The sequence below is a fragment of the Cellulophaga sp. L1A9 genome (assembly GCF_009797025.1).
GTDB lineage: Bacteria > Bacteroidota > Bacteroidia > Flavobacteriales > Flavobacteriaceae > Cellulophaga.
Genome location: NZ_CP047027.1, coordinates 1,546,417 through 1,568,022 on the forward strand (window position 1 = coordinate 1,546,417; position 21,606 = coordinate 1,568,022).

Genomic DNA, 21,606 nt, shown 5'->3' on the forward strand with positions numbered 1-21,606 from the left:
TTTTCAAATTAATGAAAACTCTCGTATATTTTTTTAGCTCTAGCCATCCCTACTATTTCTGCTAAATGTTCTAATGAAGCTTCTTTAACTCTTTTTACCGATTTAAATTTTTTCAGCAGATCTTCTATTGTTTTACCACCTATACCTTCAATGGCCTCTAATTCTGAGGAAATTGCACTAGCACTTCTTTTATTACGATGAAAGGTAATTCCAAAACGGTGCGCTTCATTTCTTAAAAATTGAATGACTTTAAGGCTTTCTGACTTTTTATCTAAATATAAGGGAATTGAATCTCCTGGGAAATAAATTTCCTCTAAACGCTTCGCAATTCCGACAATTGCTATTTTACCTCGCAAGCCTAGTATATCTAAACTTTTTAAAGCAGAGGACAACTGCCCTTTACCACCATCAATAACGATTAACTGTGGTAGAGACTCATCTTCATCCAAAAGTCTTTTGTAACGCCTAAAAACAACTTCTTCCATAGAAGCAAAATCATCAGGGCCATCTACTGTTTTTATATTATAGTGGCGGTATTCTTTTTTTGATGGTTTCCCATTTTTAAAAACTACACAAGCAGCAACAGGATGGGTACCTTGAATATTTGAGTTATCAAAACACTCTATATGCCTAGGCTCTTCAGACAATCTAAGATCTTTTTTCATCTGCGCCATTAACCTATTGGTATGACGCTCTGGATCCATAATTTTTATCTGATTAAAGCGCTCTTGCCGTTGAAGTTTCGCATTACGCTCAGACAGTTCTAATATTCTTTTTTTATCTCCCAATTTTGGGATTGTAATTTTTAAATCTTCTGCCACCTCTACCTGAAAAGGAACATATATTTCTCTTGTTAGGGATTTAAATCTTTGACGAATTTCAACAATAGCTAATGCCAACAAATCAACATCAGATTCGTCCAGTTTCTTTTTCATCTCCAAGGTATGGGATCGGATAATAGAACCATGCGAGAGCTGCAAATAGTTAACATACGCAAAAGCTTCATCTGATATTATTGTAAAAACGTCAACGTTATTAATTTTAGGATTAACAATCGTTGTTCTCACTTGGTAATTCTCGAGAACAGCTACCTTCTCTTTAATGTCCTGGGCCTCTTCAAAGCGCATGTCCTCAGCAAAAATTTTCATTTGATTTTTAAAATACTGAAGTGATGATTTAAAATTACCCTTCAAAATTTCACGAATCTCTTCTATTTGTCTGTGGTACTCTTCTACATCTTGATGATCTTCACAAGGTCCCTTACAGTTTTTTAGGTGATACTCAAGACAGACTTTATATTTACCCGCTTCTATTTTTTCTTTTGATAGATCGTAATTACACGTACGCAAAGGGTATACACTTTTTATTAAATCTAAAAGCGTCTTAACAGTCTTCATACTTGTATATGGGCCAAAATATTCCGATCCATCCTTGATATGTCTTCTGGTTGGAAAAATCCTCGGAAAACGTTCGTTCTTAATACAAATCCATGGGTATGATTTATCATCCTTTAAGAGTACGTTATACCGCGGCTGATATTTCTTAATCAAATTATTCTCTAAAAGAAGCGCATCAGACTCTGTAGCAACCACAATATGCTTAATACTCCTAATCTTTTTTACCAGAACCCTTGTTTTACCAATTTCATGGTTCTTCGTAAAATAGGAGCTTACTCTTTTTTTTAGGTTTTTTGCCTTTCCAACATATAAGATTTTATCTTCAGCATCATAAAACTGATATACTCCTGGGTTATTAGGCAGTGTACTTAGCTGTAATTCTAAAGAAGGTTCTTCCATTAAATTAATCTGAAAATTTGGATCTCTTGTAAAGACGGTTAAATTACTCTGTTTTTAGCAAAAGCTATAATTTTTAAAAGGTTTTAACTTGAAATTCTTAAGCCTAAAACCCTATTCAAGAGGAAACTATTCCTAAACTTTAGCATGTTATGATTCCAATTAAGGAATTGTAAATTAAAATGCAAAATTCAAAAAAATAGTGTCACTATAAGATTCACCCCTTAAAGTTCTATTAAAAATTTGATTATCAATATTTTAAACACTATTTTTAAATGAGAAAAACTTCCTACACTTCCTACAAAATCATAAATTTTTATTAAAAGAGTGCATTTCATCGATTTATCATTGCACTTCGCAGAGTCATGTTGTTTTTTTCTTTACATTTAGGACATAGAAAATTAATACTGCTATGGATAATTACATTATAACTCTAGGAACTTATTTAATATTGATGCTTTTCTTTAAAATTTATGTAGCTGTTTCAGCTAAAGAATAGTCATTGAATTAAACCTAATTACTGCGTACTAATCAAGATTTCACATGAATAAAAATGATCTTCGGTTAATACACACTGCTAAGCGCGAAAAACTTTCCCCTGAAGAAATTACAGATTACAGCATTTCCATTGCGAATAATCTACTTCAATTACCCATTTGGTCTAATACTAATTTTCATTTATACCTCTCTATCTCAGAGAAAAAAGAGATAGACACTAGTTTTATACTTTCTATTTTACAAGGAAAAGATAAAAACGTCATTTTATCAAAAATGATAGCTACAAATTCGCTCCAACATTTTTTACTTACAGACAATACCTTAATCAAAAAAAATAAATGGAATGTACCTGAACCTGTAGACGGGATAGAAATACCTGCATCAACTATAAATATTGTTTTTATTCCTTTATTAGCTTTTGATGCTTTTGGTAATAGAGTAGGCTACGGTAAAGGGTATTACGATAAATTTCTGGCAGATTGTAAAGAAAATTGCATAAAGATTGGTCTTTCTTTTTTTGAAGCTACAGAAACAATCACAGACATGCTACCTACAGATATTAAGCTAGACTATTGTGTTACTCCAAATAAGACGTATACGTTTTAAACAGTCTCCTCTTGAGATTGTGATGCCTCAATAGCTTCTTCTTCGTCTGTTTTAGAAAATGCTTTTTTATTAAAAACAAGCAATATACCTACACCAGTACTAATCGCCATATCTGCAATGTTAAATACAGGCTCAAAGAAACTAAAAGTATTACCCCCAAAATAAGGAACCCATTCTGGCCAAATAGCATTTTCTATAAATGGAAAATGAAGCATATCTACTACTTTACCATGAAAAATACTACCATAAGGTTCTCCAGAAAAAGCTGTAGCTAGGTCACCACCATAAACGCTTTCACTAAAAATCATACCATAAAAAACAGAATCTAGAATATTCCCCAGAGCCCCTGCAAATATTAGAGAAACCGCTATTGCTAGGGTATTTGATAAATTTTTCTTTACCGTATCATACAACCAATATCCAATACCTACTACTGCAAATAATCTAAAAACAGTTAAGATAAGTTTACCTGTTTCTTCCGAAATAGGTAAAAAGTCACTAAGCTTAGTGCCCCATGCAGCTCCTGAGTTTTCTATAAACACGAGTTTAAACCAACTAAAAACTTCAAGGGTTTCATTATAGGTGAAATGTGTTTTCACATATATTTTACTTATTTGATCTACAACTAGAATTATTAGAACTAGTAGAATTGATTTTTTTAAACTCATGCTTATTTTATAAACGTGGTGCAAAAATAGTTATATTAATTGATTTTCTTAAGATGTATATTTCCTGTAACAGATTTCAGATTATAAACAGCCTCTCCGAGCTTAATATCATCAGCATCCAATGTTCCGTATTTACTAATGGCACTAAATTTTCCTGATGTAGCAAATACTGTTATTGCTCCACTTTGCGTTTGAACACTGGTCTCTAAACTTGTATCCCTCAGCACACAATTACCATCGTTTAACGAAATCTCTAAATTGCTATACAACCCTGAAACATCTGCATTACTATAGGTGCCAAAAATTCTTACTTTTAAATGCTCTGGTACACTAATATGCAATGAAATTGATACCACCTTATGCGCACTTAATTTATCATTAGGAGCTTCAAAAGTTAAATTAAAACTAGTATCAATTAATAACGTACTACCTTCCTCATGTATGTTTAGCCCCAGATTATCACTGTATTCTCCCGCCATTTTTGCTTCAACCACCACCTTATTGGTTTTTGTAGTTTCAACAAATATGGCATAGCAATTACTAGCATCTATTTCAATTGCCGTATCCTCAGTATTAAAAATAGTTTTCTGAACTATTTTTTGGGCATGTAATAGCTGCATTGATGCCAATAAAAAAAGAACAAATAGAACTCTCATTTTAAGTTTTCATATAAACAAAAAAACCCATGTCAATGCACTCTTAAAGTAACATTACACAGGTTTTATATTTTTATTGAAGAAAAAATTATTGCATATTCTTAGCTTCGATGCTCAACGTAGCATGCGGCACTAATTTTAAACGTTCTTTATTAATCAATTTCCCAGTTACTCTACAAATCCCGTATGTCTTATTCTCAATACGTAGCATTGCATTTTTTAAATCGCGAATAAATTTTTCTTGACGAATAGCTAATTGCGTATTTGCTTCTTTACTCATTGTCGCAGAACCTTCTTCAAAAGCTTTAAATGTAGGAGAGGTATCATCAGTACCATTATCACTATCATTCATATATGAACTTTTCAAAAGATCTAAATGACTTTTAGCTTTTTCAATTTTGTCTGAAATAAGGACCTTAAATTCTGCTAAGTCTTTATCAGAGTATCTAACTTTTAAATCTTCAACCATAGTTTTTAGTGTTTTTGGATAAACAATTTGGTGTTTACCTCATCAAAGGCAATTTCCGTACCATTTTCTAATTTTTCTTCAAAAGTTAGCTCAGCAGTTAATGTTTCTGTTTTTATATAATCAAGATTACTCGCAACAGCATCCTCGACCAAACTACCTTTCAAAATCTTAATATTAATTCTATCAGTTACTTCAAAACCAGAGTCTTTTCTTAAATTCTGAATTCTATTCACCAGCTCTCTCGCAATTCCTTCTTTTCTTAAATCCTCATTAATTGTCACATCTAATGCAACAGTTAACGGACCAGAAGTAGCCACTAGCCAACCTTCTATATCTTGAGAAGAAATCTCTACGTCTTGCAGCTGTAAAATACTACTTTTATTATTAATTTCTATTGAAATTTCGCCTTGTTGCTCAATTTTTTGGATATCCTCCTGTGTAAATTTAGCTACTTCACTGGCAACCAGCTTCATATCTTTACCAAATTTTGGTCCTAAAACTTTAAAATTTGGCTTTATTTGTTTCACTAATATCCCAGAAGCATCATCTAAAAGCTCAATTTCTTTTACATTCACTTCTGACTTAATTAAATCTGATACCGCTAAAATCTCATTCTTCTGTTTTTCATCTAAAACAGGAATCATAATTTTCTGTAAAGGCTGACGCACTTTAATCTTTTCTTTCTGACGAATAGAAAGTACTAAGGATGAAATTGTTTGTGCTTTTGCCATTTTGCTCTCTAACTCTTTGTTTACAATGTTTTCATCGTAAACTGGGAAGTCGGCCAAATGTACACTATCAAAGTTTTCTGTATGTGTTGTATTGGTTAAGTCCTTGTAAAGTCTATCCATAAAAAATGGAGCTACTGGAGCCGATAATTTCGCCACCGTTAACAAACAAGTATATAATGTTTGGTATGCCGAAATTTTATCTTGTTGGTAATCGCCTTTCCAGAAACGTCTTCTACACAAACGCACGTACCAATTACTTAAATTCTCTTGTACATATTCAGATATGGCACGTGTGGCACGTGTTGGCTCATAATCCGCATAAGCTTCATCTACCGTTTTAATTAAGGTGTGCAACTCAGAGAGCACCCACTGATCTATTTCCGGTCTATCTTTTAAAGGAATATCTTCCTCTTTATATTGGAAATTATCAATATTGGTATATAGTGCAAAGAAGGAATAAGTATTATAAAGCGTTCCGAAAAATTTACGCTTCACCTCAGCAATACCTTCTACATCAAACTTTAAATTATCCCAAGGGTTTGCATTGGATATCATGTACCAACGTGTAGCATCTGCACCGTGTTTATCCATCGTGTCAAAAGGGTCTGCAGCATTTCCTAAACGCTTAGACATTTTTTTCCCTTCTTTATCTAACACCAATCCGTTTGATACCACATTCTTGTAAGCTACGGAGTCAAAAACCATCGTAGCTATCGCATGTAAGGTATAAAACCATCCACGCGTTTGATCTACACCCTCTGCAATAAAATCTGCTGGAAAGGTTTTATTCTCATCGATCAGTTCTTTATTTTCAAAAGGATAATGCCATTGAGCATACGGCATAGATCCAGAATCAAACCATACATCTATCAAATCGCTTTCGCGTTTCATTGGTTTTCCTGAAGCGGAAACTAACGTAATCTGATCTACGATATTCTTATGCAGATCTATTTTATCATAATTTTCATCAGTCATATTACCGACCTCAAAACCATCAAAAATATCTTTTTCAAGAACTCCTGCTGCTAATGCTTTTTGCATTTCTCCTTTCAATTCTGCAACAGAACCAATCATAATTTCTTCTTTACCATCTTCTGTTCTCCAGATAGGTAAAGGAATGCCCCAATAACGAGAACGCGATAAATTCCAGTCGTTTGCATTGGCTAGCCAGTTACCAAATCTACCCTCACCTGTAGCCTTAGGCTTCCAGTTAATGGTTTTATTTAGTTCAAACATTCTGTCTTTAACTTCCGTAACCTTTATAAACCAAGAGTCTAATGGGTAATATAAAATAGGCTTATCGGTACGCCAGCAGTTAGGATAACTGTGCACATACTTTTCTACTTTAAAAGCTTTATTCTCCTCTTTTAATTTAATAGCAAGCTCAACATCTATAGAACGTTCCGGCGCTTCACCATCATCATAATATTCATTCTTTACATACTTACCACCAAATTCTTTTAATTCTGGACGAAACTTACCTTGCAAATCTACTAAAGGCACAGGATTATTATTTTCATCTAACACCAACATTGGTGGAATTTCTGGTACGGCCTGTTTGGCTACCAAAGCATCATCTGCACCAAAAGTAGGTGCGGTATGAACAATACCAGTACCATCTTCTGTAGTTACAAAATCGCCTGCAATAATTCTAAATGCATTTTCTGGATTTTGATATGGCAATACATAATCTAATAGCTGCTCATATTTTACACCTACTAAATCCTTACCTACAATAGTATCTAAAACTAGATATGGTATTTTTTTATCGCCTTCCTTATAGCTAACTAATTCTGCTTCAGTTTCTACAGCTTTAAATTTACCAGCAAATTGCTTTCCAACTAAAGGCTTCGCTAAAACCACGTTTATGGGATCAAAAGTATATTGATTATATGTTTTTACAAGCACATATTCAATCTTTGGCCCAACAGTTAACGCCGTATTTGACGGTAAGGTCCAAGGCGTAGTCGTCCAAGCAATAAAGTAAATATCGCCTTCAATCTCATCAAAAAATGAGGGTAATGTTTCTTTTACCGCTTTAAATTGCGCTGTAACCGTAGTATCTGTAACATCTTGATAAGTACCTGGTTGGTTAAGCTCATGAGAACTTAATCCCGTACCTGCTTTTGGAGAATACGGTTGTATAGTATATCCCTTATAAATAAGGCCTTTATTGTAAATTTCTTTTAGCAACCACCAAACAGTTTCCATGTATTTGGACTTATACGTAATATATGGATCTTCCATATCTACCCAATACCCAACTTGTTCAGTCATTTTATTCCAAACATCAGTATATCGCATTACTGCTTTTTTACAAGCGGCATTGTAATCTTCTACTGATATTTTGGTGCCAATATCTTCTTTAGTAATCCCAAGTTCTTTTTCAACACCAAGTTCTATAGGCAAACCATGAGTATCCCAACCGGCTTTACGCTTTACTTGAAAACCCTTCATCGTTTTGTAACGCGGAAAAATATCTTTTATCGTTCTTGCCATTACATGGTGAATACCAGGCATACCGTTTGCAGAAGGTGGCCCTTCAAAAAACACATAGCTTTCTTTCCCCTCACGAGTAGCAATACTTTTTTCAAAAATATCGTTCTCTTTCCAGTATTTTAAAATCTCTTCTGCAACTACTGGTAAATCTAATCCTTTGTATTCCGCAAACTTCATAATAACTACTTCTGGTACTACATTTTAAGCCTGCAAAATTATAAATTTAGATTGAATAAATAGGTGTTCCTTTCAAATGATATGCACGAATAATTTAAAAGACAACATTTTGGTAACCAGCAGCAAAAAGTAAAGCTTAATTATTATGGTTAACTTGCAAGCCATTAACTATTATAAATACAAAAATTTAAATCATGAAAAAAGTTATTTTAAGTGCCGTAATGATGGTTGCATTGAGTACAAGTTTTGTTTCTTGTAGAGATGCTGCAGACAAAGCAAAAGAGGCTACAGAAGCTACAGAAGATGCTATGGAAAACACTGGCGACGAATTAAAGGAAATGGGTGAAGATGCTGCTAACAAAGCAGACGAAATAGGTACAGATATGAAAGATGCTGGAGATAAAGCTATCGAAGGTACTAAAGAAATGGGCGAAGACGCTGCAAACAAAGTTAAAGAGGCGGGTACGGAAGTTAAAGAAGCTGGAACAAAAGCAGTAGACGGAGCTAAAGAATTAGGAACAAAAACTGTTGATGGTGCTAAGGAATTAGGTACTAAGGCGGTTGATGGCGCAAAAGCTGCAGGTACTGAAATTAAGACAAGTGCAGAAGAAGCTGCTGCTAAAATTAAGCAATAAGCATAAGTTACAATACATTAGAAAATCCCTAGCAAACTATTTGTTAGGGATTTTTTCGTTTAAAAAGTATATTCTAGGGCCAAAATAAGATTTATTCCTGGCGCAACGATTCCGGATGAATAACTACGATATCTTTGATTTGTAATATTCTCTAAGTTAATTGTTGTTTTCAAGGCATTAGAAAGCGAATACTGAGATCTAAAATTTAAAGTATACCATGACGGTGAAAAAGGATCACCATTAGCATCTGTCGCGTAGATATATTCTTTACTTCGTTCTGAAACTGCTAGATCATCAAAAGCTACTTCGCCATTAAAGTTTAAAAATACATCGGTTTTAAATTTCTGATTTTTCCAGATGTAATGAATATCTCCAAATGTTGGTGCCACATGCCTTCCCGGAGAATCAGTACCATCATCTTCTTCCTCTATTCCTTTAGTGATCGTAAGGTTAGAAACCAAAGACATCTGCTCAGAGAACGTTACATCTACACCAAACTCAAAACCATACACATACGCCTTAGCTGCATTCTGAATTGCCTGCACATTGCTTAATTCGCCATTATATTCAATTTCAGTCATGCCATTAAACTCAAAATCTCTACGCACCAAAGCATCTACCATATACGTATAGAAAGTAGCTCCTTTCAACATTACTTTATCGTTTATATTTTTCTGAATACCCAACTCCATATTATAGGCATATTCCGGTTCTAAATCAGGATTAGGAACTACAACAGACCCTGGTTCGGAATCAAATATCTTACCCACATCATCAATATTAGGTGCTCTGAAACCGGTAGAGGCATTTGCTGTTATTTGCAAATCTGCTTTAGGAAACCAACTTAAACCCAAACTACCCGTAAGTGCACCTGTGCTCAAATCTGCATTATCAAATGGAAAACTATAGTAAGTGTCTTCAAATTCTGCATTTACCCACACATGACTATAGCGTATTCCTGAAAGCAAGGAAAGATTAGGTTTTGCTTTATATTCTGCACTTAGATAGCCTGCCAGCGTTTGCCAAGTAGCACCGTCAGGATACCGACTCGCAGTTTCTGCCGTTTCATTAGTATTAATGTTTACCTGACTGCCAGAAGAATGCACTTTGTTAAAAATATATTCCCCACCGTAATACAAACGCAAATCTCCAATACGTTTATTTTCAAAATCTATATTTGTGGATAACGCATCTACTTTTTCTTCCGTGCTATAGCGTATTTCATCTTGAAAACCTCTATCGTGTCTGCTTTCTTCAAAATGCTGATAAGCAGTAGTAACCTTTAAACCATCATAAAACTTACCTTTTCCATTTTTATTAAACTGCAAATTACTCATCAACCATTTTTGAGGCCCATAATACCATTCTGCAGAACGCAAACCATCTCCCGCACTATTTGGCCTAATCAAACGATCATACCGAGAATAATCTGAAGTTTCTGAGTAATAATTGCTCCAATTTATATCCCAATTTGTATTTGGCTTAAACGCAATTTTTTGGAGCAAGTTGATTTGATTATACCCTGTTGGCACTTGCAACCTATCATTTGTATTCGCTACTAAAACATCTTCACCATTTATAGTTTGCACATAATTTTTGCGCAAATAAGAGTCCTCGCCATGTTTGCCCATTTTTAAATCTCCAAAATCACTGTAAGAAGCACTCGTTAAAAAAGCCCATTGCTTTTTACCGATATTAAAATCGACATGTGCCGTGTTTTCTGTATTTGCCGTGGCATACCTATAGTTTGAAGTCCCTTTAAAAAGCATTTCGTCAGTTTCAGAAAACTCTACTTTTTTAGTTAAAAAATTCATGACACCACCAATTGCATCACTCCCATATATTACGGAACCTGGACCAAAAATGATTTCAGTATTTTTTATAGAAAAAGGATCTATGGAGATTACATTTTGGATATTTCCACCTCTAAAAATTGCATTATTCATGCGCACCCCATCTACAGAAAGTAACAATCTATTGGTAGAAAACCCCCTAATCATAGGACTACCTCCTCCTAACTGACTTTTTTGAACAAATACCTTTCCGCTATTTTGAAGTAAATCGGCAGCGGTTTGTGGTGCCGAAAAAGCAATTGATTTTGCATCTATAGATACAATTTTTTGAGGAATATCTTTCTTTTGTTGCTCCCATTTAGAAATAGACATAACAACTTCATTGAGCTCTTGCGCTTTAGGAAAAAGATATAATTTATTGTCTTTCTTTAAAACCGCAGCCTTTGACGTCTTAAAAATGTCATATGCTAGATGCTTAAAAGAAATACGTTCATTATCATCAAAAATGCTTAAATCACATTTTCCATCAAAATCTGTAATACTCGTTTTAGATTTATCAGCATTATAAACAGCAACATTTACAATTGGCTCTTTAGATTCAATATCTATAATAGTAATCTCCTGCCCCAGCACAGGCACCGAAATAAGGAACAATAGAATTGCAATGGTTTTATACATGCTAACTAAAAACTTCATTTAAAATAGCAAGTGACTTAGGTTTTCTAAATCCGTGCAAATGTAATTCATAATAAAGAATTATTGATTTCAAAAGCTCTTGACGCTTCTTTTTATTCATCTTTATTGCGTGTATTGCATCAAAATTTATGCCCAAAAACTGTTTAAAGAAATATAAATTTTCCCCTAATAACATTGGGTTTAGCGATATTGAATACGAGAAAGCTCCTTCTAACAAATCAAAATAAGGGGCGTTACTTTCAGTGGCATCTGGATAAAAACCAAAATACTTCGTCAGAAGGATCAAAAAATAAAGGTGAAAATTTGAGATTTCATCATTAGTATCTAACCATTGCAGCGAAGCTTCTAAGAATTCAAATAAATTAGCATTATCTTCTTCTTCTTGAATGCTATTACTTAACATTTCTGCCAAGAAAAAAGTTAAAGCATTTTTAGTGATATCAGTATGTAAACTCTGGTAATGATAACTAGGCTTTGCTTCTCTAACCGTTTCCAAAGTACCTTTGTTTTTATGATACGCGACTAACTCTAATTGCATCAATGGCTGAAAATAAGCTGTTTTTAATTTTCCTTTTTTAGACGCCAAGACCCCTTTAAGCAAATACGACTTCAGCCCGTCTGATGCTGTAAATATTTTCACAATCAGACTGGTATCTCCATATTTTAAAGCGGATAAAACTATGGCTTTGGTGGTGACTTGCATCTTGCTTTTTAAAGTAGCACAAAGATAGGGTTTTGAATGGTTAGAATATTCAGATAACCACAAGAGTAAAACACTACTTAAGTGAAGAGAACTACATGCGCAGATTAAATATAGAATATAATTCATATATTTACAGAAAAAACTTAAATGTGGAGCAATTTTACTCTTTTTAGAACATTTACACTCCTTTTCATTGCTTTTAATTTCTCTTGTCAAAAGTATGAGGAAAACACAATTACAGAGACTACTAGCGCTGAAGAAAGTCTTATACCTGAAAGAATCCACTATCAATATGCTGATGATGCAGAAAAAAAAGAACTAACCAATCTCTTAACAAATCAATTATCAAAATTTGGATATTCTAAAAAAGATATAAACCTAGAGATGAACCAGAACCCCATTATGGAGCGCACCGACTCTAATGGAACAAAGTCTTATAGTATGCTCTATGGTAAAATTGATTTTGAACTTCCTTATTTTTACAACGTTGTAATTAAAAAGAGGACAGATGGCACATACGAAACTCCTTTTTTAGTCCGGTACGAAAATGAACTAACCTTAAATTCTCTTCTAGGAAAGTCAATAAATAATATATCATGGGAAGCTACGGTTTTGCCATTAAAAATTACACCCAAAACAGCAAGATATCATGAAAAAGAAGAAGATCCTTGTGCTGTTCTACCTCTATCAAATTCAGGTAATAGTGGCTCCTTCAACCCAACAATTACGCTAATTAAGAACAAAGATAGAGAAGAGCCTTCTTCACCTTCTAGCCCAATAGGTGGAAGTAAAAATACAGCTATTCTTGAAATATGTTCACCTACCATAAAAACTACCACTTATGAATGTAACGGCCCCAATTCAGATACTGATCATCCTGCTGGGCCCAACTCTGGTGATAGTGAAGATAATTCTTGCGGAGATAGTTCTACAAATTTTGGAGGCTCTGGAGGCGGGTACATTGTTGGCCAAGCCTGCTACCAAATAGAGGTAGAAATAGTAAGTGGAGTCTATCTTTCAGTTCAGGATTATTCAAATAGCATCGAAGAATTTAAAGGAAAAAATTATTGCATGTTATCATTGGGCAGAGAAGCTATGGAAATGAGCAGAAAACAAAACAAACTATCTTCTGAGGATAAAGATTTTTTAGGCAAACTAAACTTTTATTTGAATCAAACCAGTCCTCCTGCTGAAGGATGTGATGATTTTGATCTTTATATTGATGATGATGGGATACTTAAAAGTAATAGAATATTTAACATTATTGAAGATAGCAACCCTCTCAATGGCCTTTCATCTAGAAATATAGTTTTTGAAGAAAAATGCCCCACTTTAGGTGGCGCAGGCATTAATATTCCTACACAAAGTAATCTACTTATTAATAAACTAAACACATTTACACTATCTTCTGACCCACTGAGCCAGGAAGGAATTATATTTTTGTTAACTCCCGAAAATTGGCAAATTGCAAAAAGTATTGATACCTATGTAACCAATAATAACAATAGTACAAAGGCTATAGAGTTTGCGAAATTGGCTTTGGAGGCTTTGAAGAATGGTTTAGAAAAAGATAATATTAATTTTGAAGATCAGATTATTAATGAACTTACTGGTCCTGTTAAAGATATATTTAACTATCTTGATTACAAAACTATTGGAACATCTAGTATTTTACAAAACATTCATTTGTTTTTTGGAAACTCATATCGCGAAAACAATGTGAAATACAAATTAGCTAAACAAAGATTAAATGTAACTGGAAGTACTAAACGTAGTGAGACTTCGAATACTAGTTACATTATTACTATTAATTCTGAACATATTTATGATAGAGCACCAATAGAAATTGCAAGAACAATTTTACACGAAAGTATACATGCATACACAATGATGCACCAAGTAACAAGTTCAGAATCCTTTTATGAAATTTTTAAGGCATATTTGAAAATTGAAAAAGGGGAAGATATACATCATACAATAATGGCGCAAGAATATATAATTCCTATGGCAAATGCACTGAAAAGTTTTGATAATAACCAGGAAGACGATATATTATATACTTATTTAGCTTGGCGTGGAATTCCAGTAAATCTAAGAGACCCAAGTATTACAGATCAAATGATAAATGACGCTATAATTATATTTAGAGCTCGAGGCCTAACAACAGATTAAATACGAAAGATGAAAAAAAAGCTATTTTATTTCGTGACACTAATCTTTATAGGATTGTTAATAATTTATTGGGGGAATATCAAAGATGAATTTACTGGTAAAAAGGTGTATTTTGTTTTTAATTTAAAAGAAGATTATTTGAATACTACAAATGAATTTGATAACTTAATTTATCCGAAAAAATTCATATTTCTAAATGAAGAAAAAAAAGTTTTTGGGATTAGATTATCTGAAAGTGAAGAAATTAATTTTGAACTTGAAGGTTCAAGAGATATTAGTGATGAAGAGTTAAAAAAGATAAAAAAAACATCTTTTGACTCTATAGTACATTTATTCAATGAAAAACCTTTTAACTATGCAAACGAATATTATATCATTTTAGTTAATCAAGAAAAAAATAAGAATTATGTTTTTAAGACCAGTCATAGTTATATTGTATATTAGGTGTCACTAGTGTTTTTAAATTTTTTATCATAAAATACAAGGTTGATAAACCCGCTCCGCAAAGTCTCCCGCTAGTGCGAGCGTCTCGCTCATACCCGTAACTTATTTACAGTAATAATTAAAAAATATAAATCAGTCTTGTTTGAATGTTTTAGTAAGTTATGAAAAAACTGCATGGGCACATGCATGACACTTGCGCCAGCGGGGAACAGATAAATTTAGTTGAAATTAGTGAAATGCTTACATCAGAGATTTATCATGAAAATGGTTGGATAGCCCGCTTTAGTAAAGAACTCAATAAATAATTACAACGTTCTAATCGCTATATTTAGAACAACAAATATTAAATAACTTCCATATTTGCCTGATTATTTTGTAATCTGGCTTGTGGCTCTATAAGCATGAAAATAAATTTTTTAATAGTTTCACTTTACTTCCTTACATGGTTTGCAAGTGGGCAAACCCAAGTAATTACTCCTAAAAAAGGAAAAATGATTTTTACGGAACAATTGGTTGTTGTCAATGAACAAAAATTAGATTCTTCTTTACAATTAAAAAAACCTGTGATACTAAATTTATTTAGAGACATGACATTTGATTTACATCGACAAAAAGGTCTTGAAATAGACTCTAGTGCTATAAATCTAAGTTTAGAAACTAATTTCATTCCATACATAGATTTAGTTCTTGATCCTAGAAATACTTTTCGAGAGCCAATAAAACATATTTATGTTTTTGAAGATTCAATAATTAAATATCAAGAACAAAATTCAATTCTAGAAACATTGAATGAAATAGAAGTAATAAATAGATCCAATGGAAAATTAAGCCATTATACTTTAGAAGATTCCGTTATGACCTTAAACAGTTATAAATTTTCGATGCCTATTAAACAAAGCAATAAAAATATTCGAATTTATGAATATAGAGACATACGAAAAAATATACTTGGTTTTGATTGTTTTAAAATAATTGTAATTAAAAACGAGAATTTTTTAAAAGACCTTGAAATGATGGAAGTCGAAATTTCTTCTGAAATTAAAGCTAAATATATAAATTTCTTAGAGCCAACCTCTGAACAAATATTATATGTAACTGAGCAGATTAGCTGTAAATATCATCCAACGATTAATTTAAGTGAAATTTTAGACAACTACTATCCTTTAGAAATTTCAAGTACAGATGGTGTTATAGATGGTGCTGAAAAACGTGTTCTTTTAAGAGAAATTAGTATCGAGTAAATTTCACTTAAAAAATGACATAAAAAAAGCGAAGCTTCCTCACAGAAACTTCGCTTTTTAAATATATAAAGGTTTTACTATTATATTACTCCTTGTGCTAACATAGCATCTGCAACTTTAACGAAACCAGCAATATTTGCTCCTTTTACATAGTTGCAATAGCCATTTTCATCTTTTCCGTATTGAATACAAGAATCGTGAATATCGCTCATAATATCTTTTAAACGACCATCAACCTCTTCTCTTGTCCAGCTTATACGTAATGAATTCTGAGACATTTCTAATCCTGAAGTTGCTACTCCACCTGCGTTAGACGCTTTTCCTGGTGCAAATAATATTTGAGCTTCATGAAACTCATGTATCGCTTCTGGAGTAGAAGGCATGTTTGCACCTTCTGCTACACAAATACATCCATTCTTAATTAATGTTTTTGCATCATCACCACTCAATTCATTTTGAGTAGCACATGGCAATGCTATATCACAACTAACCTCCCATGGTGTTTTTCCTGCATGAAAAGTTGCCGAAGCATATTTATCCGCATATTCAGAAATACGACCTCTTTGGTTGTTCTTAAGATCCATTACAAATTCCAACTTCTCTGTATCAATACCATCTTTATCATAGATATATCCTTGAGAATCTGAAAGGGTTAATATTTTAGCCCCTAATTGCAATGCTTTTTCTGCAGCAAATTGTGCAACGTTACCAGAACCAGAAATTACTACGTTCTTACCTGCAAAATCTTTTCCTTGCGTTTGCAACATACTTTGTGCAAAGTACACTGTACCATAACCAGTTGCTTCAGGACGGATTAATGAACCACCCCAAGAACGCCCTTTACCCGTTAATACTCCGGTAAATTCATTTCTAATCTTCTTGTACATTCCGAATAAGAAACCAATCTCTCTTGCGCCAACACCAATATCTCCCGCAGGCACATCTGTATTTGGCCCAATATGACGGTTTAATTCTAACATAAAAGCGTGACAAAAACGCATCACTTCATCATCAGATTTTCCTTTAGGATCAAAATCTGACCCTCCTTTACCACCACCCATTGGTAATGTGGTTAAGCTATTTTTAAATACTTGCTCAAAAGCTAAGAATTTAAGGATACTTGCATTTACAGATGGATGAAAACGCAATCCTCCTTTATAAGGTCCTATTGCAGAATTCATCTGAATTCTATATCCTCTGTTTACATGTATTTCTCCTTTATCATCTACCCAGGCAACTCTAAAAGAAATTAATCGTTCAGGTTCTACCATGCGTAACAAGATGTTCTTGCCATTGTAGATTTTTTGATTTGCAATATACGGGATTACAGTTTCCGCTACTTCTTGCACTGCTTGAATGAATTCTGGTTCATGACCGTTTCTGGCCTTTACCTCATCCATAAATACTCTAATTTTTTCGTCCATATCTTTAAATAGATTCTGTTGCTAACTTCGACTCGTTAAAGGTCAATTTTATTGAATTTAAAATATAACGGCAAAATTATACTATTATCATAATTAGAACCCTTTTTTTTTAAAAATTTAATAAATATTTATCGTAAAGCATGGTCTAAATCAGCAATTAGATCATTTACATCCTCAATACCAACACTTAATCGGATTAATGCATCGACAACGCCCACCTTTTCACGGTCCTCTTTTGGAATACTTGCATGCGTCATACTTGCAGGATGCCCCACTAAGCTCTCTACTCCTCCTAACGACTCTGCTATGGTAAATATTTTAAGCTGCTCAATAATTTTCATAGCATTTTTCATTTCACCCCCTTTAGGAACAAAAGATAGCATCCCACCAAAACCATTCATTTGAGCTTTGGCAACACTATGATTAGGGTGATTTTCAAAACCGGGCCAGTATACTTTTTCTATTTTAGGATGTTTATCTAAGAAACGAGCAACAGCCGCTCCATTTTCACAATGCCTTTGCATTCTAACATGGAGTGTTTTTATGCCTCTTAACACCAAAAAACTATCCATAGGACCACAAATGGCACCACTCGCATTCTGAATAAAATAGAGCTGATCTGCTAATTCTTTGTCCTTTACTACTAAGCCCCCTAAAACAACATCACTATGTCCGCTTAAATACTTGGTAGCAGAATGCATCACAATATCTGCCCCAAGGTCTAAGGGCTGCTGTAAAAAAGGACTTGCAAAGGTGTTATCTACCGCTAGCAACACCTTATGCTTTTTTGCGAGTACCCCAATTTCCTTGATATCTAAAATATTCATCATTGGATTGGTCGGTGTTTCTACCCAAATCAATTTTGTATTTTCATTTATATAGGCTTCAATCCCTTCTGGATTTTGCATTCCTATAAAATGAAATACGATTCCGTATTTTTCAAATATTTTCTTAAACAACCTGTAACTACCACCATACAGATCATTTGTAGAAACAACTTCATCACCAGGCCCTAATAATTTCAACACCGCATCAATAGCAGCCAAACCACTCCCGAATGCTACTCCATAGGTTCCATTTTCAATGCTTGCCAATGATTTTTCAAGAGCAGATCTTGTTGGGTTTGCACTACGAGAGTAAGCAAAACCCTGATGCTCACCAGGACTGGTTTGAGCATATGTAGAAGTTTGATAGATAGGAGGCATTACAGCGCCATACGCTTTATCTGGCTCTTGGCCTCCGTGAATTACCTTAGTATTAAATTTTATTTTATTTTCGTTCATAACTCATGATTGTACTTACAAATGTACTGTTATCTTTGCCGCAGCATTCACAGTACTGATTTAGAAAAAATTCTTATAAATATGAAACTAAAGTTAACCATTTTAATCTTTTCCATACTTGTTGTGGGATGTAAAAAAAAAGATGAATTAACCATTAGCCCCTTAAGCTACAAAAGCGAGAATTGTGCTGACTGCCCAGAGGTTCTTATTGATATTTTTGAATTTAAAGACGACTCCGATTTATCTAAAAATATAAACGAAAGCCTCAAAAAAGAAGTCATCAATGAACTATTGTACGATGATGATGTAAAAGTGGCTACCGTTGAAGAAGCCATTACCTCTTTTAAAAATGGATATTTAGATTTGAAAAAAATGTATCCTGAAGAAACTTTAAGTTGGGAAGCATCTATCAAAGGAGACATTATTTTTGAAAACAAAGATATTCTTACCATCAAATTAGAAACCTATATTTTCACAGGAGGAGCACACGGATATAGCGCTACTAGACTTCTAAATTTTGACAAGAAAAAAGGAGACCAATTAGAGAACTGGCAACTTATAAAAGACAAAGATCGTTTTATTCATTTGGCTGAAATAAAATTTAAAATCCAAGAAGATATTCCTCAAAATGGATACATCAACAGTACCGGATTTATGTTCGAGAATGATATCTTCTACCTTCCAAACAACATGGGCTTCACTAAAAAAGGCATGTTATTGGTGTACAACCAATACGAAGTAGCTTCTTATGCAGATGGGCCAATCACATTGTTACTTCCTTATGACGAGATTAAAAATTACATCACTATTAAAATAAAAAAAGAAAAGTAGATTACAGCTGTACTTTTAATAAAGCTAGTATTGCCCCCATATGTAAACCTTCGTGGTATACATTAAAAGCAATGGCATCTTCCACTGTACTCAATGTAATATTTACACTAGTGGTATATGCTGCAAACGACTTAAAAACGCCTTTATCATAATCTTCTTGCATCCATTCTACAGTAGAAAATAGAAAACCCGAAATTAGATCTATTTCCTCATCTGTTGCATTTCCATCAGGAACGCTTCCTTTCCTAAACTTTTCCACAAGTTCATCAGAAACACGCATTGGCACACCACTTAATTTATAGATTAATACTTGCTGCGTAACCACCACGTGCGCAATATTCCACCATATATTATTACGAAAACCTTTTGGTATTTTTAATAGTTGCTCTCTAGGGGTATCTTTTAAAAATTTATATAAGATTTTTCTGTTCTGAAGGGTAATATCAAAAAGCTTTTCCAAAATGTTCTGTTTAATTATGTTTTAAAAATAGAACATTTCTATAGAATTGGGTTTCTTTGCAGTAAGATTAACATCAATTTAATTGTTTAGAAGGCGATGAAGAAAATATACCACTTAAGTACCTGTGATACTTGTCAAAGAATTATAAAGGAATTACAACCTTTAGAGGGTTTTACTTTTCAGGACATTAAAACAGAAGCCATCACCCCAGAGCAACTAGAAGACATGTACTCTCTAACTCAAAGCTACGAAGCACTGTTTAGTAAAAGAGCTCGCTTATACCGAGAAAGAGGTTTAAATGAAAAAGTAGTAACAGAAACAGATTATAAAAATCTAATTCTTGAACAGTATACTTTTCTAAAACGCCCCGTAATCATCGTGGATGATAAGATTTTTGTTGGCAACAGTAAAAAAGTAGTAGCCGCTGCCTCTGAATACATACACCATTGAGTAAAAGAACATTAGCATTATTAGCCGCTTTTGGCGCTACTTTTATCTATGGAATTAACCATACGATTGCAAAAGAAGTAATGCCTACTTATGTGCAACCTTTTGGTTTTATTTTTTTAAGATTGATAGGCGCCACCTTTTTATTTTGGTGCATGACACCTTTCATACCTAATGAAAAAATTGAACGAAGTGATTGGGGCCGGTTTCTTATTTGCGCTATTGCCGGAATGGGGATTAACATGCTTTCCTTTTTTAAGGGCTTAGAGCTATCTACACCAATAAATAGCGCTGTACTGATCACCGTTACACCTATTATTGTTGTAGTATTATCGGCATTATTTATCAAAGAAAAAATAACGTGGCAAAAAGGAGTAGGAATTTTTATTGGCTTAATTGGTGCGCTCACCTTAGTGCTTTTTGGAGCAGAAAATAGAACCGATGCTAAAAATATCCCTTTAGGTAATTTCCTGTTTATTATAAATTCACTTTCTTACGGAATTTACCTTATTCTAGTAAAAAAACTACTCACAAAATACCATCCTTTTGGCGTTCTAAAATGGTTGTTTCTAATAGGAACACTCATCAGTTTACCCTTAACCTTACCAGACTTTTTAGAAATACAATGGGCCGATCTTCCTTTTAATATTCTAGGAGCAATTGCTTTCGTAATTCTAGGAACTACTTTTTGCACCTACTTATTTAATGGATTTGCATTGACACAATTAAAAGCGACCACGGTAGGTGCATTTGCATATTTACAACCACTTATTGGCGTAGTCTTTGCCATTGTATCTGGCAAAGACAAATTAAACATGCTTAAGCTTACAGCAATGGTATTAGTGCTTTTAGGGGTGTACTTGGTAAGCAAAAAAGTTAAACCAAGTCTTTAGGAATTTTTACAAATTTCCGCGTATCCTCTTTTGTCAAAACTCTAAAGTTATCTGGCTTTTCTGCATTATTAAAAGCGGCTAAGAAGTCATCCGAAAGTGCTGTTAGGCTTCTTGTTTTTAAATTTATCCAAGCCCCCATCATTTCACAATGTGCAAAATTCCTTCCCTTATCATCATAGAAATTATGATGAAATTCGAAAAATTTTCCATCTTCACTCATCCCTACCACTTCCATTGAAACCCTAACAGGTTTTCCTATAAAAGCCTCTTTAAAATAATAAATATGCTCATAAAACACTACAGGACCAATTTCATGTGCTGCCATTGTTTTATGTGTAAAACCTAATTCCATCAAATACGCCATACGCGTATGACTCATAAAGTTTAAATATGCCGAGTTCGCAAGATGTCTATTGGCATCTACGTCACTCCATCGAATTTCAAAATCTTTTAAATACATCCTGTAAAGTTTTTTTGTTATGCATGC

19 protein-coding genes are annotated in these 21,606 nt (G+C 33.6%); 8 read left to right on the forward strand and 11 right to left on the reverse strand.

The annotated features are described in order from the left end of the window. Positions 1–8 precede the first annotated feature (8 nt). A complete protein-coding gene (gene uvrC, locus GQR94_RS06560; RefSeq protein ID WP_158974731.1) occupies positions 9–1,796 on the reverse strand; it encodes an excinuclease ABC subunit UvrC in 1,788 nt (595 codons plus the stop codon). Positions 1,797–2,336: 540 nt separating this feature from the next. Here uvrC and GQR94_RS06565 point away from each other — a divergent pair. Continuing rightward, entirely contained in the window at positions 2,337–2,897 is a 561-nt protein-coding gene (locus GQR94_RS06565; protein ID WP_158974732.1) for a 5-formyltetrahydrofolate cyclo-ligase, read from the forward strand. On the opposite strand, the gene GQR94_RS06570 is transcribed toward GQR94_RS06565, so the two are convergent. From GQR94_RS06570 to ileS, 4 genes are all read right to left on the reverse strand, one after another. After that, the gene (locus GQR94_RS06570) at positions 2,894–3,565 is read right to left on the reverse strand and encodes a lipoprotein signal peptidase (RefSeq protein ID WP_158974733.1); all 672 of its coding nucleotides are present in this window, start codon (positions 3,563–3,565) and stop codon (positions 2,894–2,896) included. The two genes, GQR94_RS06565 and GQR94_RS06570, sit on opposite strands and share 4 nt — an antisense overlap. Positions 3,566–3,600: 35 nt before the next feature. Beyond that, positions 3,601–4,221, reverse strand: coding sequence for a hypothetical protein (locus tag GQR94_RS06575; protein WP_158974734.1), 621 nt, complete (start codon positions 4,219–4,221; stop codon positions 3,601–3,603). 88 nt (positions 4,222–4,309) lie between these two features. Further along, on the reverse strand, positions 4,310–4,690 hold the full coding sequence (locus GQR94_RS06580; protein WP_158974735.1) for a TraR/DksA C4-type zinc finger protein: 381 nt from the start codon (positions 4,688–4,690) through the stop codon (positions 4,310–4,312). Between the two features lie 5 nt (positions 4,691–4,695). Next, positions 4,696–8,097: an isoleucine--tRNA ligase gene (gene ileS / locus GQR94_RS06585; protein WP_158974736.1), complete on the reverse strand. Its 3,402-nt coding sequence runs from the start codon at positions 8,095–8,097 to the stop codon at positions 4,696–4,698. 194 nt (positions 8,098–8,291) lie between these two features. Between ileS and GQR94_RS06590 the strand changes: the two genes are divergently transcribed. Then, positions 8,292–8,732, forward strand: a complete 441-nt coding sequence (locus GQR94_RS06590) for a hypothetical protein (protein ID WP_158974737.1) — start codon at positions 8,292–8,294, stop codon at positions 8,730–8,732. Between the two features lie 59 nt (positions 8,733–8,791). Here the strand turns inward: GQR94_RS06590 and GQR94_RS06595 are convergent, their stop codons facing one another. Continuing rightward, complete coding sequence (locus GQR94_RS06595) at positions 8,792–11,221, reverse strand: TonB-dependent receptor (RefSeq protein WP_158974738.1); 2,430 nt, start codon at positions 11,219–11,221, stop codon at positions 8,792–8,794. Next, positions 11,205–11,924 carry a DNA repair protein RecO gene (recO, locus tag GQR94_RS06600; RefSeq protein ID WP_158974739.1) on the reverse strand — a complete coding sequence of 240 codons (720 nt, stop codon included), beginning with the start codon at positions 11,922–11,924 and terminating at the stop codon, positions 11,205–11,207. The genes GQR94_RS06595 and recO overlap by 17 nt, the downstream gene beginning before the upstream one ends. Positions 11,925–12,071: 147 nt before the next feature. On the opposite strand from recO, the gene GQR94_RS06605 reads away from it, so the two are divergent. The 3 genes from GQR94_RS06605 to GQR94_RS06615 all read left to right on the forward strand — a co-directional run bounded on the left by GQR94_RS06605 (position 12,072) and on the right by GQR94_RS06615 (position 15,781). Further along, positions 12,072–14,096: a hypothetical protein gene (locus GQR94_RS06605; RefSeq protein ID WP_158974740.1), complete on the forward strand. Its 2,025-nt coding sequence runs from the start codon at positions 12,072–12,074 to the stop codon at positions 14,094–14,096. A 9-nt stretch (positions 14,097–14,105) separates the two neighbouring features. Then, positions 14,106–14,540 carry a hypothetical protein gene (locus tag GQR94_RS06610; protein WP_158974741.1) on the forward strand — a complete coding sequence of 145 codons (435 nt, stop codon included), beginning with the start codon at positions 14,106–14,108 and terminating at the stop codon, positions 14,538–14,540. A 401-nt stretch (positions 14,541–14,941) separates the two neighbouring features. After that, positions 14,942–15,781: a hypothetical protein gene (locus GQR94_RS06615; RefSeq protein WP_158974742.1), complete on the forward strand. Its 840-nt coding sequence runs from the start codon at positions 14,942–14,944 to the stop codon at positions 15,779–15,781. A gap of 80 nt (positions 15,782–15,861) precedes the next feature. Here the strand turns inward: GQR94_RS06615 and gdhA are convergent, their stop codons facing one another. Then, complete coding sequence (gdhA, locus tag GQR94_RS06620) at positions 15,862–17,205, reverse strand: NADP-specific glutamate dehydrogenase (protein ID WP_158974743.1); 1,344 nt, start codon at positions 17,203–17,205, stop codon at positions 15,862–15,864. A gap of 128 nt (positions 17,206–17,333) precedes the next feature. After that, on the reverse strand, positions 17,334–18,488 hold the full coding sequence (locus tag GQR94_RS06625) for a cystathionine gamma-synthase (protein ID WP_158974744.1): 1,155 nt from the start codon (positions 18,486–18,488) through the stop codon (positions 17,334–17,336). Positions 18,489–18,569: 81 nt separating this feature from the next. Here GQR94_RS06625 and GQR94_RS06630 point away from each other — a divergent pair, with 81 nt between their 5' ends. Next, positions 18,570–19,319 carry a DUF3298 and DUF4163 domain-containing protein gene (locus GQR94_RS06630; RefSeq protein WP_158974745.1) on the forward strand — a complete coding sequence of 250 codons (750 nt, stop codon included), beginning with the start codon at positions 18,570–18,572 and terminating at the stop codon, positions 19,317–19,319. A 1-nt stretch (position 19,320) separates the two neighbouring features. Here GQR94_RS06630 and GQR94_RS06635 read toward each other — a convergent pair whose 3' ends face one another. Next, positions 19,321–19,779: a DinB family protein gene (locus GQR94_RS06635; protein WP_158974746.1), complete on the reverse strand. Its 459-nt coding sequence runs from the start codon at positions 19,777–19,779 to the stop codon at positions 19,321–19,323. Positions 19,780–19,875: 96 nt separating this feature from the next. On the opposite strand from GQR94_RS06635, the gene GQR94_RS06640 reads away from it, so the two are divergent. Both GQR94_RS06640 and GQR94_RS06645 read left to right on the forward strand, forming a co-directional pair. Next, positions 19,876–20,229 (forward strand): arsenate reductase family protein, encoded by a 354-nt coding sequence (locus tag GQR94_RS06640; RefSeq protein ID WP_158974747.1) that lies wholly within the window; start codon positions 19,876–19,878, stop codon positions 20,227–20,229. Continuing rightward, positions 20,226–21,119 carry a DMT family transporter gene (locus tag GQR94_RS06645; protein WP_158974748.1) on the forward strand — a complete coding sequence of 298 codons (894 nt, stop codon included), beginning with the start codon at positions 20,226–20,228 and terminating at the stop codon, positions 21,117–21,119. Before GQR94_RS06640 ends, GQR94_RS06645 begins: the two co-directional genes overlap by 4 nt. On the opposite strand, the gene GQR94_RS06650 is transcribed toward GQR94_RS06645, so the two are convergent. Continuing rightward, on the reverse strand, positions 21,103–21,579 hold the full coding sequence (locus GQR94_RS06650; protein WP_158974749.1) for a thioesterase family protein: 477 nt from the start codon (positions 21,577–21,579) through the stop codon (positions 21,103–21,105). The two genes, GQR94_RS06645 and GQR94_RS06650, sit on opposite strands and share 17 nt — an antisense overlap. Positions 21,580–21,606: the final 27 nt, after the last annotated feature.

Bases quoted from the DNA above. Each gene is read 5' to 3' on its own strand.
- GQR94_RS06580 (WP_158974735.1), bottom strand. From the start codon at position 4,690: ATGGTTGAAGATTTAAAAGTTAGATACTCTGATAAAGACTTAGCAGAA.
- GQR94_RS06565 (WP_158974732.1), top strand. From the start codon at position 2,337: ATGAATAAAAATGATCTTCGGTTAATACACACTGCTAAGCGCGAAAAA.
- gdhA (WP_158974743.1), bottom strand. From the start codon at position 17,205: ATGGACGAAAAAATTAGAGTATTTATGGATGAGGTAAAGGCCAGAAAC.
- GQR94_RS06615 (WP_158974742.1), top strand. From the start codon at position 14,942: ATGAAAATAAATTTTTTAATAGTTTCACTTTACTTCCTTACATGGTTT.
- GQR94_RS06575 (WP_158974734.1), bottom strand. From the start codon at position 4,221: ATGAGAGTTCTATTTGTTCTTTTTTTATTGGCATCAATGCAGCTATTA.
- GQR94_RS06650 (WP_158974749.1), bottom strand. From the start codon at position 21,579: ATGTATTTAAAAGATTTTGAAATTCGATGGAGTGACGTAGATGCCAAT.
- GQR94_RS06640 (WP_158974747.1), top strand. From the start codon at position 19,876: ATGAAGAAAATATACCACTTAAGTACCTGTGATACTTGTCAAAGAATT.
- GQR94_RS06625 (WP_158974744.1), bottom strand. From the start codon at position 18,488: ATGAACGAAAATAAAATAAAATTTAATACTAAGGTAATTCACGGAGGC.
- GQR94_RS06590 (WP_158974737.1), top strand. From the start codon at position 8,292: ATGAAAAAAGTTATTTTAAGTGCCGTAATGATGGTTGCATTGAGTACA.
- GQR94_RS06630 (WP_158974745.1), top strand. From the start codon at position 18,570: ATGAAACTAAAGTTAACCATTTTAATCTTTTCCATACTTGTTGTGGGA.
- uvrC (WP_158974731.1), bottom strand. From the start codon at position 1,796: ATGGAAGAACCTTCTTTAGAATTACAGCTAAGTACACTGCCTAATAAC.
- ileS (WP_158974736.1), bottom strand. From the start codon at position 8,097: ATGAAGTTTGCGGAATACAAAGGATTAGATTTACCAGTAGTTGCAGAA.
- GQR94_RS06610 (WP_158974741.1), top strand. From the start codon at position 14,106: ATGAAAAAAAAGCTATTTTATTTCGTGACACTAATCTTTATAGGATTG.
- GQR94_RS06570 (WP_158974733.1), bottom strand. From the start codon at position 3,565: ATGAGTTTAAAAAAATCAATTCTACTAGTTCTAATAATTCTAGTTGTA.
- recO (WP_158974739.1), bottom strand. From the start codon at position 11,924: ATGCAAGTCACCACCAAAGCCATAGTTTTATCCGCTTTAAAATATGGA.
- GQR94_RS06595 (WP_158974738.1), bottom strand. From the start codon at position 11,221: ATGAAGTTTTTAGTTAGCATGTATAAAACCATTGCAATTCTATTGTTC.
- GQR94_RS06605 (WP_158974740.1), top strand. From the start codon at position 12,072: ATGTGGAGCAATTTTACTCTTTTTAGAACATTTACACTCCTTTTCATT.